14 protein-coding genes are annotated in these 18,989 nt (G+C 59.6%); 11 read left to right on the forward strand and 3 right to left on the reverse strand.

Annotation, left to right across the window (positions count from 1 at the left end; genetic code table 11):
* The first annotated feature begins 11 nt into the window (after window positions 1-11).
* The 3 genes from polB to rluA all read left to right on the forward strand — a co-directional run bounded on the left by polB (window position 12) and on the right by rluA (window position 6,134).
* A complete protein-coding gene (polB, locus tag L2I46_RS15470) occupies window positions 12-2,369 on the forward strand; it encodes a DNA polymerase II (RefSeq protein WP_117132831.1) in 2,358 nt (785 codons plus the stop codon).
* 187 nt (window positions 2,370-2,556) lie between these two features.
* On the forward strand, window positions 2,557-5,463 hold the full coding sequence (gene rapA, locus L2I46_RS15475) for an RNA polymerase-associated protein RapA (protein ID WP_032453828.1): 2,907 nt from the start codon (window positions 2,557-2,559) through the stop codon (window positions 5,461-5,463).
* An 11-nt stretch (window positions 5,464-5,474) separates the two neighbouring features.
* Entirely contained in the window at window positions 5,475-6,134 is a 660-nt protein-coding gene (rluA, locus tag L2I46_RS15480) for a bifunctional tRNA pseudouridine(32) synthase/23S rRNA pseudouridine(746) synthase RluA (RefSeq protein ID WP_023291957.1), read from the forward strand.
* Between the two features lie 42 nt (window positions 6,135-6,176).
* On the opposite strand, the gene citX is transcribed toward rluA, so the two are convergent.
* Entirely contained in the window at window positions 6,177-6,716 is a 540-nt protein-coding gene (gene citX / locus L2I46_RS15485; protein ID WP_004204286.1) for a citrate lyase holo-[acyl-carrier protein] synthase, read from the reverse strand.
* Window positions 6,717-6,895: 179 nt separating this feature from the next.
* A complete protein-coding gene (locus tag L2I46_RS15490; RefSeq protein WP_236947999.1) occupies window positions 6,896-8,260 on the reverse strand; it encodes a 2-hydroxycarboxylate transporter family protein in 1,365 nt (454 codons plus the stop codon).
* A 323-nt stretch (window positions 8,261-8,583) separates the two neighbouring features.
* On the opposite strand from L2I46_RS15490, the gene L2I46_RS15495 reads away from it, so the two are divergent.
* Window positions 8,584-10,209, forward strand: coding sequence for an ATP-binding protein (locus L2I46_RS15495; RefSeq protein ID WP_072421135.1), 1,626 nt, complete (start codon window positions 8,584-8,586; stop codon window positions 10,207-10,209).
* Window positions 10,199-10,897, forward strand: coding sequence for a response regulator (locus L2I46_RS15500; RefSeq protein WP_072421134.1), 699 nt, complete (start codon window positions 10,199-10,201; stop codon window positions 10,895-10,897). The genes L2I46_RS15495 and L2I46_RS15500 overlap by 11 nt, the downstream gene beginning before the upstream one ends.
* 31 nt (window positions 10,898-10,928) lie before the next feature.
* On the opposite strand, the gene djlA is transcribed toward L2I46_RS15500, so the two are convergent.
* Window positions 10,929-11,756, reverse strand: coding sequence for a co-chaperone DjlA (djlA, locus tag L2I46_RS15505; protein WP_008807470.1), 828 nt, complete (start codon window positions 11,754-11,756; stop codon window positions 10,929-10,931).
* Window positions 11,757-11,999: 243 nt separating this feature from the next.
* On the opposite strand from djlA, the gene lptD reads away from it, so the two are divergent.
* From lptD to apaH, 6 genes are read left to right on the forward strand one after another with little or no spacing between them, the layout of a single operon-like run.
* Window positions 12,000-14,348, forward strand: a complete 2,349-nt coding sequence (lptD, locus tag L2I46_RS15510) for an LPS assembly protein LptD (RefSeq protein WP_032429098.1) — start codon at window positions 12,000-12,002, stop codon at window positions 14,346-14,348.
* A gap of 54 nt (window positions 14,349-14,402) precedes the next feature.
* Window positions 14,403-15,689: a peptidylprolyl isomerase SurA gene (gene surA / locus L2I46_RS15515; RefSeq protein ID WP_023291952.1), complete on the forward strand. Its 1,287-nt coding sequence runs from the start codon at window positions 14,403-14,405 to the stop codon at window positions 15,687-15,689.
* Window positions 15,690-15,694: 5 nt separating this feature from the next.
* The gene (gene pdxA / locus L2I46_RS15520; RefSeq protein WP_023291951.1) at window positions 15,695-16,684 is read left to right on the forward strand and encodes a 4-hydroxythreonine-4-phosphate dehydrogenase PdxA; all 990 of its coding nucleotides are present in this window, start codon (window positions 15,695-15,697) and stop codon (window positions 16,682-16,684) included.
* Window positions 16,681-17,502: a 16S rRNA (adenine(1518)-N(6)/adenine(1519)-N(6))-dimethyltransferase RsmA gene (rsmA, locus tag L2I46_RS15525; RefSeq protein ID WP_023291950.1), complete on the forward strand. Its 822-nt coding sequence runs from the start codon at window positions 16,681-16,683 to the stop codon at window positions 17,500-17,502. The genes pdxA and rsmA overlap by 4 nt, the downstream gene beginning before the upstream one ends.
* A gap of 2 nt (window positions 17,503-17,504) precedes the next feature.
* Window positions 17,505-17,882, forward strand: a complete 378-nt coding sequence (gene apaG / locus L2I46_RS15530; RefSeq protein WP_004204274.1) for a Co2+/Mg2+ efflux protein ApaG — start codon at window positions 17,505-17,507, stop codon at window positions 17,880-17,882.
* Window positions 17,883-17,886: 4 nt separating this feature from the next.
* The gene (apaH, locus tag L2I46_RS15535) at window positions 17,887-18,735 is read left to right on the forward strand and encodes a bis(5'-nucleosyl)-tetraphosphatase (symmetrical) ApaH (RefSeq protein ID WP_023291949.1); all 849 of its coding nucleotides are present in this window, start codon (window positions 17,887-17,889) and stop codon (window positions 18,733-18,735) included.
* The last annotated feature ends 254 nt before the right edge of the window (window positions 18,736-18,989 follow it).

Genomic DNA, 18,989 nt, shown 5'->3' on the forward strand with positions numbered 1-18,989 from the left:
TGAGAGCACCCGTGACCCAGCCACGAGCAGGTTTTTTACTCACCCGTCACTGGCGGGACACTCCGCAAGGCACCGAGCTGTCCTTCTGGCTGGCCACCGACGACGGCCCGCTGCAGGTCACGCTGCCGCCGCAGGAGTCCGTCGCCTTTATCCCCGCCGCGCAGCGGGCGCAGGCTGAGCGACTGCTGCAGGGTGAGAAAGGCTTCCGCTTCGCCCCGCTGGCCCTGAAAGATTTCCACCGCCAGCCGGTGGTCGGCCTCTACTGCCGCGCCCATCGTCAATTGATGCGTCTGGAGAAGATGCTCCGCGACAGCGGCGTCACCCTCTATGAGGGCGATATCCGTCCGCCGGAGCGCTACCTGATGGAGCGCTTTATTACCGCCCCGGTGTGGGTGGAAGGCGAAACGCGTGGCCCGCATCTGGTCAACGCGCGCATGAAACCCCATCCTGACTATCGCCCGCCGCTGAAATGGGTGTCGCTGGATATCGAAACCAGCCGTCACGGCGAGCTTTACTGCATCGGCCTGGAAGGCTGCGGTCAGCGGGTGGTCTACATGCTGGGCCCCGAACCGGAAACGCCGCCAGACGTCGATTTCGAACTGGTCTACGTCGCCAGTCGCCCCCTGCTGCTGGAAAAGCTCAACGCCTGGTTTGCCGATCACGACCCCGACGTGCTGATCGGCTGGAACGTGGTGCAGTTCGATCTGCGCGTCCTGCAAAAGCATGCCGAACGCTATCGTATCCCGCTGCGGCTCGGCCGCGGCAACAGCGAGCTGGAGTGGCGCGAGCACGGCTTTAAGAACGGCGTCTTCTTCGCCCAGGCCCACGGCCGGCTGATTATCGACGGTATCGAGGCGCTGAAATCGGCGTTCTGGAATTTCTCTTCCTTTTCGCTGGAGGCGGTGGCGCGCGAGCTGTTGGGCGAAGGCAAAGCCATCGACAACCCGTGGGATCGGATGGACGAGATCGATCGCCGCTTCCATGACGATAAACCGGCGCTGGCCATCTATAACCTGCAGGACTGCGAGCTGGTGACGCGGATCTTCCACAAAACGGAGATCATGCCGTTTCTGCTCGAACGAGCGACGGTCAACGGCCTGCCCGCCGATCGCCACGGCGGCTCGGTCGCCGCCTTCAGCCACCTCTATTTTCCGCGCATGCACCGCCTGGGCTACGTGGCGCCGAACCTCGGCGACGTGCCGCCGCAGGCGAGCCCCGGCGGATATGTGATGGACTCCCGCCCCGGCCTGTATGACTCGGTGCTGGTCCTGGACTACAAGAGCCTGTATCCGTCGATCATTCGCACCTTTTTAATCGATCCGGTCGGCCTGGTGGAGGGTCTGGCGCAGCCCGATGACCAGCACAGCATTGAGGGCTTCCTCGGCGCACGCTTCTCGCGAGACAAGCACTGCCTGCCGGGGATTGTCAGCCAGATCTGGCATGGCCGCGATGAAGCCAAGCGCCGGCACAATAAGCCGCTCTCCCAGGCGCTGAAGATCATCATGAACGCCTTTTACGGCGTACTGGGCACCAGCGCCTGCCGCTTCTTCGACCCGCGTCTCGCCTCGTCGATCACCATGCGCGGCCACGCGATCATGCGTCAGACCAAAGCGATAATTGAAGCCAAAGGCTATGACGTTATCTACGGCGATACCGACTCCACCTTCGTCTGGCTTAAGCGCCCGCACAGCGAAGCGCAGGCGGCGGAGATTGGCCGGACGCTGGTGAACGATGTCAATGCCTGGTGGGCGCAAGAGCTTGGCAAAAGCCAGCTTACCAGCGCCCTGGAGCTGGAATACGAAACCCACTTCTGCCGTTTTCTGATGCCGACGATCCGCGGCGCCGATACCGGCAGCAAGAAGCGTTACGCCGGCATGATTCAGGAGGGCGACGGCCAGCGCATGGTTTTCAAAGGGCTGGAAACGGTGCGCACCGACTGGACGCCGCTGGCCCAGCAGTTTCAGCAGGAGCTGTACCTGCGCATCTTCCGCAACCAGCCGTATCAGGATTATGTGCGGGAGACTATCGCCAGGCTGATGAACGGCGAGCTCGATGAGCAGCTGGTTTATCGCAAACGCCTGCGCCGGCCGCTGGCGGAGTATCAGCGCAACGTGCCGCCTCACGTGCGCGCCGCGAGGCTTGCCGATGAGCACAACCTGAAGCGGGGTCGGGCGCAGCAGTATCAGCAGCGCGGCACCATCAAATACGTCTGGACCACCGGCGGCCCGGAACCGGTGGATTATCAACAATCGCCGCTCGATTACGACCACTATTTGTCAAAGCAGCTGCAGCCGGTGGCGGAAGGGATCCTGCCCTTCGTCAACGACGACTTTGCTACAATAGTGACAGGACAGCTGGGGCTATTTTGATTTTTTCACACCCATTCCGCGGGCGCAGAAGCCTGAAAATGAACCGTGAGGAGGACGTGACGAACGTTCTGCCATCCAGTAATATAGCGCCCTTTCCATTCCTGGCCCCAATTTTGACGCATCTCCGGTTGTACATGGGGATGATCAACTATTGCCTGCAATTAAAGAACTAAAGAGCCGAACATATATGCCTTTTACACTTGGTCAACGCTGGATTAGCGACACAGAGAGCGAACTAGGATTAGGGACGGTGGTAGCGCTGGATGCGCGCATGGTCACTCTCCTCTTCCCCGCCATCGGCGAAAACCGTCTGTACTCACGCAACGATTCCCCGATCACTCGCGTGATGTTTAACCCGGGCGACACCATTACCAGCCACGAAGGCTGGCAGCTCCACGTTGACAAAGTGCATGAAGAGAACGGGCTGCTGTCCTACACCGGCACCCGCCTCGATACCCAGGAAGCGAACGTCACCCTGCGTGAAGTGCTGCTCGACAGCAAACTGGTGTTCAGCAAGCCGCAGGACCGCCTGTTCGCCGGCCAAATCGACCGCATGGACCGCTTTGCCCTGCGCTACCGCGCGCGCAAGTTCCAGAGCGAGCAGTACCGCATGCCATGGAGCGGCCTGCGCGGCCAGCGCACCAGCCTGATCCCGCATCAGCTGAACATCGCCCACGACGTGGGTCGTCGTCACGCTCCGCGCGTCCTGCTGGCCGATGAAGTGGGCTTAGGTAAAACCATCGAAGCCGGGATGATCCTGCACCAGCAGCTGCTCTCCGGCGCCGCCGAGCGCGTACTGATTGTGGTCCCGGAAACCCTTCAGCACCAGTGGCTGGTGGAGATGCTGCGCCGCTTCAACCTGCGCTTCTCGCTGTTTGACGACGAGCGCTACGCCGAAGCGCAGCATGACGCCTATAACCCGTTTGAAACCGAACAGCTGGTGATCTGCTCTTTAGACTTCGTGCGCCGCAGCAAGCAGCGTCTGGAGCATCTGTGCGACGCCGAGTGGGACCTGATGGTGGTCGATGAAGCGCACCACCTGGTGTGGAGCGAAGAGGCGCCGAGCCGCGAATATCAAGCCATTGAACAGCTGGCCGAGCGCGTGCCGGGCATTCTGCTGCTGACCGCGACGCCGGAACAGCTGGGGATGGAGAGCCACTTTGCGCGCCTGCGCCTGCTGGATCCGAACCGCTTCCACGATTTTGCGCAGTTTGTCGAAGAACAGCAGAACTACCGTCCGGTGGCCGATGCCGTCGCCCTGCTGCTGGCGGGCAACAAGCTGAGCGATAACGAACTCAATACCCTCGGCGATCTGATCGGCGAGCAGGATATCGAGCCGCTGCTGCAGGCCGCCAACAGCGATCGCGAAGACGCCCAGGCCGCGCGCCAGGAGCTGGTCTCGATGCTGATGGACCGCCACGGCACCAGCCGCGTGCTGTTCCGTAACACCCGTAACGGCGTCAAAGGTTTCCCGAAACGCGAGCTGCACACCATTCGCCTGCCGCTGCCGACCCAGTACCAGACGGCCATCAAAGTGTCCGGCATCATGGGCGCCCGCAAAACCGCGGAAGAGCGCGCGCGCGACATGCTCTATCCGGAGCAGATCTATCAGGAATTTGAAGGCGATACCGGCACCTGGTGGAACTTCGACCCGCGCGTCGAGTGGCTGATGGGCTACCTGACCAGCCACCGTTCGCAGAAGGTGCTGGTGATCTGCGCCAAGGCCGCCACCGCGCTGCAGCTGGAGCAGGTGTTGCGCGAGCGCGAAGGTATCCGCGCCGCCGTGTTCCATGAAGGAATGTCGATTATCGAACGCGACCGCGCCGCGGCGTGGTTTGCCGAAGAAGACACCGGCGCCCAAGTGCTGCTGTGCTCTGAGATCGGTTCCGAAGGACGTAACTTCCAGTTCGCCAGCAATCTGGTGATGTTCGATCTGCCGTTTAACCCGGATCTGCTGGAGCAGCGTATCGGCCGTCTCGACCGTATCGGCCAGGCGCACGATATCCAGATCCACGTCCCGTACCTGGAAAAGACCGCGCAGTCGGTGCTGGTGCGCTGGTACCACGAAGGTCTCGACGCCTTCGAACATACCTGCCCGACCGGACGGACCGTCTACGACAGCGTCCATGACGAGCTGATCAACTACCTTGCGGCGCCGGAATCCACCGACGGCTTTGACGATCTGATCAAGTCCTGCCGCCAGCAGCATGACGCCCTGAAAGCGCAGCTGGAGCAGGGCCGCGACCGTCTGCTGGAGATCCACTCCAACGGCGGCGAGAAAGCCCAGGCCCTAGCGGAGAGCATCGAAGAGCAGGATGACGACACCAGCCTGATCGCCTTCTCGATGAACCTGTTCGATATCGTCGGCATCAACCAGGACGACCGCGGCGAAAACCTGATCGTCCTCACCCCTTCCGACCATATGCTGGTCCCGGACTTCCCGGGTCTGCCGGAGGACGGCTGCACCATCACCTTCGAGCGTGACGTGGCGCTGTCCCGTGAAGACGCGCAGTTCATCACCTGGGAACACCCGCTGATCCGCAACGGCCTCGACCTGATCCTCTCCGGCGATACCGGCAGCAGCACCATTTCCCTGCTGAAGAACAAGGCGCTGCCGGTCGGCACTCTGCTGCTGGAGCTGATCTACGTGGTCGAAGCGCAGGCGCCGAAGCAGCTGCAGCTCAACCGCTTCCTGCCGGCGACCCCGGTTCGCATGCTGCTGGATAAAAACGGCAACAACCTCGCCGGCCAGGTGGAGTTTGAAAGCTTCAACCGCCAGCTGAGCGCGGTCAATCGCCACACCGGCAGCAAGCTGGTCAACGCGGTGCAGCAGGACGTTCACGCCATTCTGCAGCAGGGCGAAGCGCAGATCGCCAAGGCGGCGCAGGGGCTGATCGACGCGGCGCGTAGCGAAGCCGACGATAAGCTGACGGCGGAGCTCTCCCGTCTGGAAGCGCTGAAGGCGGTCAACCCGAACATCCGTGACGACGAACTGGCGGCGATTGAAAGTAACCGCCAGCAGGTGCTGGAGGCGCTGGGACAGGCCGGATGGCGTCTGGACGCGCTGCGTCTGATCGTCGTCACTCACCAGTAACGGAACGCAAAATGGCGATGGAAAACTACAATCCGCCGCAGGATCCCTGGCTGGTGATCCTGTATCAGGATGAGCACATCATGGTGGTCAACAAGCCGAGCGGCTTGTTGTCCGTGCCGGGTCGTCTTGATGAACATAAAGACAGCGTGATGACGCGCATTCAGCGCGACTTCCCGCAGGCCGAATCGGTGCATCGCCTTGATATGGCCACCAGCGGCGTGATTGTGGTGGCGCTGAATAAGGCGGCGGAACGCGAACTGAAGCGTCAGTTCCGCGAGCGCGAGCCGAAGAAGCAGTACATCGCCCGCGTCTGGGGCCATCCGCAGCCGGCGGAGGGCCTGGTGGATTTACCGCTGATTTGCGACTGGCCGAACCGGCCAAAGCAGAAGGTGTGTTATGAAACCGGCAAAGCGGCGCAGACCGAGTATGAGGTGCTGGAGTACGCGGAAGATAACACCGCCCGCGTGCGCCTGAAGCCGATTACCGGACGGTCGCACCAGCTGCGCGTGCATATGCTGGCGCTGGGGCATCCGATCCTTGGCGACCGCTTTTACGCCACGCCTGAGGCGCTGGCGATGGCCCCGCGCCTGCTGCTGCACGCTGAGACGCTAACCATTACCCACCCCGCCTACGGCAACGCGATGACCTTCCGCGCGCCGATCGACTTTTAGGACCTACCCGGCAGCGCTTTGCCGCCGGGGAATACTGACCCGTTAATCGCGGGCAAACCACGCGTCAATCATCTGCTCAACGCGGGCAACGACGAGATCGGTGTCGTGACGACGACTGCGCGCGCAGGCGTGCGCCGGCTCATCGCACAGCAGGCAGCGGCGCTGCGACTCGCCCAGCGACTGGCGTCCCACCTGCCCGCTCTGCGGACAGATCACATCGATATCCCACAAGCGTCCCAGCGGATGGCTCTGCTCCAGCGTACTGCACATCGCTTTGATTTCGCTGGCCGGGTGCGCCACGCACCACAGCGCTTCAGGCCCGGTCGGCAGCCACAGCACCTGACGATCCAGCGTTTGCCAGCGGTGCTTCCACAGCAGTTGATCGCAGGCCTGGAGGGCTACGCCCATCATGTTGCGATAGCGAATGCTGTCCTTCACCGCCCCGGGCGTCACCAGGGTCAGGGAAATAACAGGCTGCTGATAATGGGCCAACCAGTCGGCCTGGCGGGCTGCACGCTGCTCTTTCGCCGCCAGCAATGCGTCGATGCTGACGCCCGCCTGGGCGGGAGTATCCACTGACATTAATTCCTCTCCTACATATGATAAATGCGACAGCGCCTGGACTGTCATGATGATGGTTGCGATAGCCGATCGCGCGCTGATTGTAACGCTAAATGCGGAGCATTTAGGATACAGAACGCAGATATTTTCGGCGTTCTGTAGCGGAAAATAGCAGGTTTATCGCTGAGCGTAGCGTTATATCACGCCAGATAGTGGCTGAGGAACAGCAACCCCAGCGAGACATTTATCGCCCCGCCAATCCGGGTAGCGATCTGCGCGAACGGCATCAGGCTCATGCGGTTGCCGGCGGTCAGGATCGCCACATCGCCGGTGCCGCCCTGCCCGCTCTGGCAACAGGAGACAATCGCCACATCGATCGGGTGCATCCCTATCTTTTTACCGACCAGGAAACCGGTCGCCACCAGCGCGGAGACGGTGCTGACGATCACCAGCAGGTTGGTGAAGGTGAAGGCGTTCACCAGCTCCTGCCACGGGGTGATCGCCACGCCGACGGCAAAGAGGATCGGGTAGGTGACCGCGGTGCGGAAGAATTTATACACCATCTGCGATCCCTCCTGCAGGCGCGGAGAAACCACATTAGCCAGCTTTAACAGCACCGCGAGAAACAGCATGCCCACCGGCGCCGGCAGACCAATCAGTTTGTGGCCGAGCATCCCCATCATATACAGCAGCACCGCCAGCAGCGCGCCGGAGGCCAGCGTCCCGACGTCGGTTTTGCCGCTCACGCCTTCGCTCTCGCCGAGGCTGCGGGTTTCATGGCTGCGGTTCGGCATCAGCTGCCCTTCGCCGGTCAGATGCGGGAAGCGCTTGCCGAGCTGGTTGAGGCAGCCGGAGATGACGATCGCCGTCAGGCTGCCGAGCATCACCATCGGCAACACCCGGCCCAGGGCCACTCCCTGCTCCATATGCATCAGCGCGGCGTAACCCATCGACAGCGGGATCGCCCCTTCCCCTACGCCGCCGGCCATGATCGGCAGCACGATAAAGAAGAACACCTGGAACGGATCCATGCCCAAGAGCGTGCCGACGCCGATGCCCACCAGCATGCCGACCACCTCGCCGCACAGCATTGGGAAGAAGATCTTCAGGAAGCCCTGAATCAGGGTGGTGCGGTTCATACTCATGATGCTGCCGACGATAATGCAGCAGATATAGAGATAGAGGATGTTGGTGGATTTATAGAATTTGGTGGTGGATTCAACGACCACGTCCGGCAGCAGGCCGTAATGGACCAGCACGGAAGGAATAAAAGTGGCGCAGATCGCCGCCGCGCCGAGTTTTCCCAGCACCGGCAGGCGTTTGCCAAACTCGCCGCAGGCGAAGCCAAAGAAAGCCAGCGTAGCAACCATCACCACGATATCGCTCGGCAGTTTACCGCCAAGGCAGTCGAGAGCGATCAGCCCCCCGGCCAGCAGAAACAGCGGCAGCGGGACGATCCCTACCTTCCAGTTATCCATGATGTGCCACCAGCGCTGCCTGAGCGTGGTTTTCGGCGTATTGATCGGTTCTAGGGTTGCAGAGAATGCGTTGTCTGTGGTGCTCATAAATTCAGCCCTGTCGTTATTATTCATTTTCAGCGTAAAGGGACAGCGGCGTCGTTAATGTGAAGCTCCCCGAATTAAAAAAGAAGTTTTAATGGTCACTATGGTTTTTATGGTTTCTATTCGCTGATCCGCGCAGGGGTGATATATCTCTGATTTATTATCGTGGTTTTTATGGTTTTTATTTCCCGCCACGCGTTATTTCCGCCGCGACCACTGGCGACAGCCGGCGCCTGCGCCGCTGATCACAACTTTCCCTTAACATTTACGTCACGTGACAGAAAAATGATAGAGTGCCGGTATGGTGAATACGTCGTCCGGGACCTATGAAATTATCTTTTCAATATAAGCTGTTTATTTCGCTGGTCGCTTTTTTCTCAGTCCTGTTTATCGCGCTGGGTATTTATTATTACTTTGACGCCAGCCGCCAGCTTTATCAGGAAATGAGCGCCAGGGCCAAAATTCAGGCCGAAGAGATAGCCCTGATGCCAAATTTACGTCAGCAGGTCAGCCGGCATGACCCACAGGCGATTCAGGCATTTATGCAGCAAATCGCCGCCCATAGCGACGCCAGCTTTATCGTCATCGGCGACCGCCAGGGGATGCATCTGTTTCATTCCGTCCATCCGGAGTGGGTCGGCACGCGGCTGGTCGGCGGCGACAACCAGGCGGTACTGGAGGGAAAGTCCATTACCACCATTCGCAAAGGCGGCCTTGGCGTCTCGCTGCGCAGTAAAACGCCCATCGTCGATGACGCGGGGCGGGTGATCGGCATTGTCTCCGTCGGCTACCTCACCAGCTATCTCGACAGCATTACCCTGAGCAAAGTGATCAATATTTTTATCGCCGCCGTCCTGCTGCTCACCGCCCTGTTTATCTTCTCCTGGTACTTTACCCGCAGCATCAAGAAACAGATTTTTTCGCTCGAGCCGCGGGAGATTGGCCTGCTGGTGCGCCAGCAAAAGGCGATGATGGAGTCGATCTTTGAGGGGGTGATCGTCATCGATCGCCAGCGGCGCATTGAGGTGATTAACCATGCCGCCCGCAGCCTGCTGGGACTCAGCCAGCCCGCCCGTCAGCTGCGCGGCCAGTCCATCGACAGCGTGATTTCCCCGCAGCCCTTTTTCGCCAGCGGCGACATGCTTGAGCGCGACACCCATGATGAATTGTGCCGCTTCAACCAGTTGACCGTGCTCGCCAGTCGGGTACGCATTATGCTGGAGAATACCCTGCAGGGCTGGGTGATTACCTTCCGTGACCGCAATGAAATCAATGCCCTCACCGCCCAGCTGAGCCAGGTGAAGCGCTATGTCGACAATCTTCGCATCATGCGCCACGAGCAGCTCAACCGGATGACCACCCTCTCCGGCCTGCTGCATATGGGCCATTATGACGAAGCGATCCGCTATATTCAGGCCCAGTCGGAGCATGCTCAGGAGCTACTGGACTTTATCTCCTCGCACTTCCACTCGCCGACGCTGTGCGGTCTGCTGCTCGGCAAAGCCACCCGCGCCCGCGAAAAAGGCGTGGCGCTGAGCTTCGACCCGGCCTGCCGCATTGACCGTCCGCTGCCGTCGCTGATGGAATCCGAACTGATCTCCATCATCGGCAACCTGCTGGATAACGCCATCGAAGCCACGCAGCGCGCCGAGCTTCCGCATGAGCCGGTGGAAGTTCTGATCCAGCTCAACGCCCGGGAGCTGATTATCGAAGTGGCCGACCGCGGCGTCGGCCTCCGCCCCGATATCCGCGAGCGCATTTTTGAACGCGGCATCACCACCAAAACCCGTGGCGATCACGGCATTGGTCTGTATCTTATTGAACATTATGTCACTCAGGCGGGCGGCACCATCGAAGTCGCCGATAACGCGCCGCGGGGAACGATCTTCACCCTGTTTATCCCGGCCGACGCGCCCGCCTGTCCGCAACCGGAGGCCCACGATGCATCATGACCTGGTCGATGTGCTAATCATTGAAGATGAGAGCGAGCTGGCGCGCCTGCACGCCGAGCTTGTGCAGAAACACCCACGCCTGCGGCTGGCGGGCATGGCGGCCTCCCTCGCTCAGGCCCGTCAGTTGCTCCACGCCACGCCGCCGCAGCTGGTGCTGCTGGATAACTATTTGCCGGACGGCAAAGGGGTGACGCTGATGACCGACCCGGCGCTGGCGACCAGCCAATGCTCGGTGATCTTTATCACCGCCGCCAGCGATATGGAAACCTGCAGCCAGGCCATCCGCAATGGCGCCTTCGACTATATTCTTAAGCCGGTATCATGGAAGCGGCTGAGCCAGTCGCTGGAGCGTTTTATCCAGTTCTACGATCAGCAGCGGGAGTGGAAAATCGTCGATCAGCAGAACGTCGATTCCCTCTATCAATTGCAGGCGAAGAACTATCGTATGGATAATGGCAGCAAAGGGATTGAAGAGAAAACGCTGGCGCTGGTGCAGGGTCTGTTTAGCGGCCGGGAAGCGCACTGCTTTTCCGTTGATGAGGTGGTCAGCGCCGCCGGACTCAGCAAAACCACCGCCCGCCGCTATCTTGAACATGGCGTTGAGACCGGTTTTCTGGAGGTGGAGATGCTGTACGGAAAAATCGGCCATCCGCGGCGGCTGTATCGCCGCGCACAGGCCAAACGCTAACCCCCTCGCCGGGCGGGAGGGGCTGGAAAACTCAGAAGCCGCGCTGCTCTTTAATCAGCTCCCAGGCCTTCTGGATCTCCTGGGCTTTCTGTTTGGCCATCTCCATCATCTCCGGCGGCAGCCCTTTCGCCACCAGCTTGTCCGGATGGTGCTCGTTCATCAGCTTACGATAGGCGCGCTTCACCGTCGCCGCGTCGTCAGTCGGTTTCACCCCCAGCACGTTGCAGGCGTCCTCCAGCGTTGGACCGCGCTGCGCCTGCTGCCAGCCGGCGTTGCCGCCGTGCTGACCATAAGATTGCTGCTGCGAACCGCCGCCGAACTGGGCGCCGCCCTGCATCATTCGCAGGAATTGATCGAACTGGGCGCGGGAGATGCCAAGCTCATCGGCGATGACGAACAGCACTTCACGTTCGTTAGGGTGCAGTTCGCCGTCAGCGAACGCCGCCTGCAGCTGAATTTCCAGAAACATCCGAATCAGATCGAAGCGGCCAAAGCAGACGCTGCGCAGCTGGCGCATCTTCTCGCGCAGCGGATAATTGTCGGCCTTGCCGTCGCGAAACGCCTGCTGCGCCGCGGTGCGCGAAGCGCCGTGCAGATTCATGCGATCCATCAGCACATTGGCGACGTGAATATCCGCTTCGGTAACGCGGCCCTTGGACTTGGTCAGATGACCCATTACTTCAAAGGTGGTGGAAAAGAAGAGCGACTGACGCTCCTGCTGATTGGCGAAGAGATTCAACCGGCGGCTGCGCGCCCGGTCAAACATATGGCCGACCAGGAAGCCGAGCACCACGCCCCAGAACCCACCGCCCATCAGCAAAGCCACTGCCACGCCAATCACTTTACCCAAATACTGCATAGACTCCCCAACTGTTTGTCGCCGTTAAGCACGAATATGACCGCACGTTACCCGGCACTCGCGCCTCGGTCAATTGTGGGACATAGCCTATAATTTGCTTTATCATACTCGTCATTCAACAGGGTGCCTAACGCTCGGGCTCGAAACGGGCAGGATTAACACTAGCGTGATAAAGTTGAGTAAGTTAGGCTCTGACCGTTTGCAAGCCGCTGCCACAAGATGATGGAACAATAAATACAACGTATGAAAAAACGTATTCCCAGCCTCCTGGCTACGATGATTGCCAGCGCCTTGTATAGCCAACAAGGCCTCGCTGCCGATCTCGCAACGCAATGTATGCTTGGCGTGCCAAGCTATGATCGTCCGCTCGTGGAAGGTCGGCCTGGCGATCTGCCGGTGACGATTAACGCCGATCATGCGAAGGGCAACTACCCGGACAACGCCGTCTTTACCGGCAACGTCGATATTAACCAGGGGAATAGCCGCCTCCGCGCCGACGAAGTTCAGCTGCATCAGCAGCAGGCCGCGGGCCAGGCGCAGCCGGTGCGCACGGTGGACGCGCTGGGCAACGTGCACTACGACGATAACCAGGTGATCCTCAAAGGGCCAAAAGCCTGGTCGAATCTGAATACCAAAGATACCAACGTCTGGCAGGGCGATTATCAAATGGTCGGACGCCAGGGACGCGGCACCGCTGACCTGATGAAACAGCGCGGCGAAAACCGCTATACCATTCTGGAAAACGGCAGCTTTACCTCCTGTCTGCCGGGCTCCGACACCTGGAGCGTCGTGGGCAGCGAAGTCATCCACGATCGCGAAGAGCAAGTTGCCGAGATCTGGAACGCCCGCTTCAAGCTTGGCTCCGTGCCGATTTTCTATAGCCCCTACCTGCAGCTGCCGGTGGGCGATAAGCGTCGTTCAGGCTTCCTGATCCCGAACGCGAAATACAGCACCAAAAACGGCGTGGAATTCTCCCTGCCGTACTACTGGAACATCGCGCCAAACTTCGATGCCACTATCACCCCGCACTATATGAACAAGCGCGGCGGCGTGATGTGGGAAAACGAATTCCGCTATCTGACCCAGCTCGGCAGCGGCTTAACGGAGTTTGACTACCTGCCGTCGGATAAAGTCTACGAAGACGACCACTCCAGCGACAGCAACAGCCGCCGCTGGCTGTTCTACTGGAACCACTCGGGGGTTATCGATCAGGTGTGGCGTCTGAACGCTGACTACACCAAGGTCAGCGATCCTGACTACTTCAACGATTTCAGCTCGAAGTATGGTTCCAGTACCGACGGCTATGCGACGCAGAAATTCAGCGCCGGGTATGTCAATCAGAACTTTGACGCCACGGTCTCAACCAAGCAGTTCCAGGTCTTCGATCGGGAGTCGAGCAACTCCTACTCGGCTGAGCCGCAGCTCGACATCAACTACTACCAGAACGATGTCGGTCCGTTCGATACCCATCTGTACGGCCAGGTCGCCCATTTTGTTAACTCGAACAACAACATGCCGGAAGCGACCCGCGTTCACTTCGAACCGACGATCAACCTGCCGCTGTCCAACGGCTGGGGGAGTCTGAATACCGAAGCCAAGCTGCTGGCGACCCACTACCAGCAGAGCAATCTTGATAAGTACAACGCCGCCAACGGTACGGACTACAAAGAGTCCGTTAGCCGCGTGATGCCGCAGTTTAAAATCGACGGCAAAATGGTCTTTGAGCGCGACCTGCAGGAGGGATTCACCCAAACGCTGGAACCGCGCATGCAGTATCTGTACGTGCCGTACCGCGATCAGAGTGAAATCGGCAGCTACGACTCTACGCTGTTGCAGTCGGACTACACCGGCCTGTTCCGCGACCGTACCTATAGCGGTCTGGACCGCATCGCGTCGGCCAATCAGGTCACTACCGGTATCACCTCGCGCGTGTATGACGCCGCCGCGGTGGAACGTTTTAACATTTCCGTTGGTCAAATCTACTATTTCACCGAGTCACGCACCGGTGATGACAACATCAACTGGGAGAACAACGACACCACGGGTTCACTGGTATGGGCCGGCGACACCTACTGGCGCATTGCCGATAACTGGGGTCTGCGCGGCGGGATCCAGTACGATACGCGTCTGGATAACGTTGCAACCGGCAACGGCACCATTGAATACCGTCGCGATGAAAACCGCTTAGTCCAGCTTAACTATCGTTACGCCAGCCCGGAATATATTCAGGCCACGCTGCCGTCATATTCCACTGCGGCGCAATATAAAGAGGGTATTTCGCAGGTGGGGATGACCGCCAGCTGGCCGATCGTCGATCGCTGGTCCGTGGTCGGGGCCTACTACTACGATACCAATACCCGGAAAGCAGCAAACCAGATGTTGGGTGTCCAGTATAACTCCTGCTGCTACGCCATCCGTCTTGGCTACGAACGTAAAGTCAACGGTTGGGATAGCAACAACAATGGCGGCGAGAGCAAATACGACAACACCTTCGGAATCAATATCGAATTGCGCGGTCTGAGCTCTAATTACGGCCTCGGCACCCAGCAGATGCTGCGTTCGAACATTTTACCGTACCAGAGCTCCCTGTGATGCGGCTGGTTTACAACATCATCCGCATTTGCGGTTAATCGAAATGGAAAAAGTATGAAGAACTGGAAAACGCTGCTTCTCGGTATCGCCATGATCGCGAATACCAGTTTCGCTGCCCCCCAGGTGGTCGATAAAGTAGCGGCCGTCGTCAATAATGGCGTCGTACTGGAAAGCGACGTCGATGGTTTGATGCAATCGGTTAAGCTCAATGCTGGTCAGGCTGGCCAACAGCTACCGGATGACGCGACCCTGCGCCATCAGATCCTCGAAAGACTGATCATGGACCAGATCGTGTTACAGATGGGGCAGAAAATGGGCGTGAAGGTCTCTGACGACCAGCTCGATCAGGCCATCGCCAACATCGCCAAACAAAACAATATGACCATGGATCAGATGCGCAGCCGTCTGGCCTATGAAGGCATCAACTACAACACCTACCGTAACCAGATCCGTAAAGAGATGCTGATTTCGGAAGTGCGTAACAATGAAGTGCGTCGTCGCATCACCGTGCTGCCGCAGGAAGTGGAAGCGCTGGCCAAACAGATCGGCGACCAGAACGACGCCAGCACCGAGCTTAACCTGAGCCACATCCTGCTCCCGCTGCCGGAGAATCCGACCTCTGATGAAGTCGCCGCGGCCCAGGAGCAAGCGAATGCCATCGTTGAGCAAGCACGCAACGGCGCCAACTTCGGTAAACTGGCGATCACCTACTCCGCCGACCAACAGGCGCTGAAGGGCGGCCAGATGGGTTGGGGTCGTATCCAGGAGCTGCCGGGCATTTTCGCCCAGGCGTTAAGCACCGCGAAGAAAGGGGATATCGTCGGTCCGATCCGTTCCGGCGTCGGCTTCCACATTCTGAAAGTGAATGACCTGCGCGGCGGGACCCAGAACATCTCCGTCACCGAAGTGCATGCCCGTCATATTCTGCTGAAGCCATCGCCAATCATGAACGATGCGCAGGCTCAGGCTAAGCTGGAGCAGATTGCCGCCGACATTAAGAGCGGGAAAACCACCTTCGCTAAAGCGGCGAAAGCGTATTCTGAAGATCCAGGCTCGGCGAACCAGGGCGGTGATTTAGGCTGGGCCACGCCGGATATCTTCGACCCGGCGTTCCGCGATGCGCTGATGCGTCTGAACAAAGGGCAGACCAGCGGGCCGGTGCACTCCTCCTTCGGCTGGCATCTGATCGAACTGCTGGATAGCCGTCAGGTCGACAGAACCGACGCCGCGCAGAAAGATCGTGCTTACCGTATGCTGATGAACCGCAAATTCTCTGAAGAAGCGGCAACCTGGATGCAGGAACAGCGCGCCAGTGCATATGTTAAAATTCTGAGCAACTAATATCGATGCCTGAAACCCGTAAAGTTGTTATCACTCCCGGCGAACCCGCCGGGATTGGCCCTGACCTGGTCGTGCAGCTTGCCCAGCGCGACTGGCCAGTTGAGCTGGTGATCTGCGCCGACGGCGCCCTGTTAACTGACCGAGCCCAGAGGCTCGGTCTTCCTTTATCTCTCCTGCCATACGATGCTGCGCAACCGCCCGTTCCGCAGCGTGCCGGTACGCTGACGCTGCTTAACGTACCGCTGAGCGTCCCGGCGGAGCCCGGCGTGCTGAACGTACAAAACGGCGCCTACGTAGTCGAGACGCTGGCGCGCGCCTGCGACGGCTGCCTGAGCGGCGAATTTGCGGCGTTAGTGACCGGCCCGGTGCACAAAGGCAACATCAACGACGCCGGCATCGCCTTCACCGGTCATACCGAGTTCTTCGAAGAGCGCGCGCAGGCCAGCAAAGTGGTGATGATGCTGGCGACCGAGGAGCTGCGGGTGGCGCTAGTGACGACCCATCTGCCGTTGAAAGCCATCAGCGAGGCGATAACGCCCGACCTGCTGCGCGAGATCATCACGATTCTCGATCACGACCTGCGCACGAAATTTGGCATTGCCCAGCCGCATGTGCTGGTTTGCGGGCTTAACCCGCACGCTGGCGAAGGCGGTCATATGGGAACGGAAGAGATAGACACCATCATTCCGGTGCTGGAAGAGATGCGCGCGAAGGGGATGCACCTCAGCGGTCCGCTGCCGGCTGACACCCTTTTTCAGCCCAAATACCTTGACCATGCCGATGCGGTACTCGCGATGTACCACGATCAGGGCCTGCCCGTGCTAAAATACCAGGGCTTTGGCCGCGGCGTGAATATTACGCTCGGTTTACCTTTTATTCGTACCTCCGTCGACCACGGCACCGCGCTGGAATTAGCGGGCCAGGGAACAGCGGACGTCGGCAGTTTTATCACGGCGCTTAATCTCGCCATCAAAATGATTGTTAATACCCAATGAATAATCGAGTCCATCAGGGCCATTTAGCCCGTAAACGCTTCGGGCAGAACTTCCTCAACGATCAGTTTGTGATCGACAGCATCGTCTCGGCGATTAATCCGCAGAAAGGCCAGGCGATGGTTGAAATCGGCCCCGGTCTCGCCGCGCTGACCGAGCCGGTCGGTGAACGCCTTGACCAGCTGACCGTTATCGAGCTGGACCGCGATCTGGCTGCCCGCCTGCAGACGCATCCGTTCCTCGGGCCGAAGCTGACCATCTATCAGCAGGATGCGATGACCATGAACTTCGGCGAACTGGCGGAGAAAATGGGTCAGCCGCTGCGCGTCTTCGGCAACCTGCCGTACAATATTTCGACCCCGCTGATGTTCCATCTGTTCAGCTATACTGATGCCATTGCCGATATGCACTTTATGCTGCAGAAGGAAGTGGTGAATCGTCTGGTTGCCGGACCGAACAGTAAGGCGTATGGTCGGTTAAGCGTGATGGCGCAATATTATTGCCAGGTGATCCCGGTACTCGAAGTGCCGCCGAGCGCGTTTACCCCGCCGCCTAAGGTCGATTCCGCGGTGGTCCGCCTGGTGCCGCACAGCACGATGCCATATCCGGTCAAAGAGATCCGGGTGTTGAGCCGCATCACCACCGAAGCGTTCAACCAGCGCCGCAAGACCATCCGCAACAGTCTCGGCAATCTGTTCAGCGTGGACGTGCTGACCGAGCTGGGCATCGACCCGGCCATGCGTGCAGAAAATATTTCCGTGGCGCAGTACTGCCAGATGGCCAACTGGCTGTCTGACAATCTGCCATCGAAGGAGAGCTAACCATGATCAATTCGCCTCGTGTTTGCGTTCAGGTGCAAAGCGTCTATATCGAATCGCAGTCTTCTCCGGAAGAAGAGCGCTACGTCTTCGCTTATACCGTCACCATTCGCAATCTGGGGCGGAGTCAGGTTCAGCTGCTTGGCCGCTACTGGCTCATCACTAACGGCCACGGTCGTGAGACTGAAGTTCAGGGTGAAGGGGTGGTCGGCGAGCAACCGCATATTCCCGCCGGCGGTGAATATCAATATACCAGCGGCGCGGTCATTGAAACGCCGCTGGGAACCATGCAGGGTCATTATGAGATGATCGATATCGACGGCGCGCCGTTCCGTATCGAGATCCCTGTTTTCCGTCTCGCAGTTCCAACGCTCATTCATTAAAACAATGTCAACATACCTTATTGGCGACGTTCACGGTTGCTACGATGAACTGATCGCATTATTAGCGCAGGTTGAATTCGACCCGGCGATCGATACGCTGTGGCTGACCGGCGATCTGGTGGCCCGTGGCCCGGGTTCGCTGGAGGTTCTGCGCTATGTCAAATCTCTGGGCGACAGCGTGCGACTGGTGCTGGGCAATCATGATTTACACCTGCTGGCGGTCTTCGCCGGCATCAGCCGCAACAAGCCGAAGGATCGTCTGAAATCACTGCTGGAAGCGCCGGATGCCGATGAGCTCCTTAACTGGCTGCGTCGTCAGCCGCTGCTCCAGGTGGACGAAGAGAAAAAGCTGGTGATGGCCCACGCCGGCATCACCCCGCAGTGGGATCTGGAGACTGCCCAGCAGTGCGCGCGCGATGTAGAAGCGGTGCTCTCCAGCGACTCCTACCCTTTCTTCCTCGATGCCATGTACGGCGACATGCCGAATCACTGGAGCAACGAGCTGAGCGGCCTGGCGCGCCTGCGCTTTATCTCTAACGCCTTCACCCGCATGCGCTACTGCTTCCCGAACGGCCAGCTGGATATGTACTCGAAAGAAGCGCCCGAGGACGCCCCGGCGCCGCTGAAGCCGTGGTTTGCCATTCCGGGACCGGTCAGCAGTGCCTACAGCATTGCCTTTGGCCACTGGGCGTCGCTGGAGGGACGCGGTACGCCGGAGGGCATTTACGCGCTGGATACCGGCTGCTGCTGGGGGGGGGAACTCACCTGCCTGCGCTGGGAGGATAAGCAGTACTTTACCCAGCCGTCGAACCGGCAGAAAAGCCTCGACGAAGGCGAAGCCGTCGCGTCCTGAAGAAACAGGCGCCGTCCCCCAGGCCCGCGCAAGCGCAGCGCCGCCGGGCAAGAACTGCGGGCGTGGAGCCTCGTTTGTGTCGGGTGGCGGCTAACGCCTTACCCGACCTACGTTTACGTGCCATTTGTCACCCCGGGCAGCGCTCCGGAAAGACGCACCCCGCGACGGGAAACCTGGCCCAGGCCCGCGCAAGCGCAGCGCCGCCGGGCAAGAACTGCGGGCGTGGAGCCTCGTTTGTGTCGGGTGGCGGCTAA

This window comes from Klebsiella sp. 2019SCSN059, from assembly GCF_021739525.1.
GTDB lineage: Bacteria > Pseudomonadota > Gammaproteobacteria > Enterobacterales > Enterobacteriaceae > Klebsiella > Klebsiella quasipneumoniae.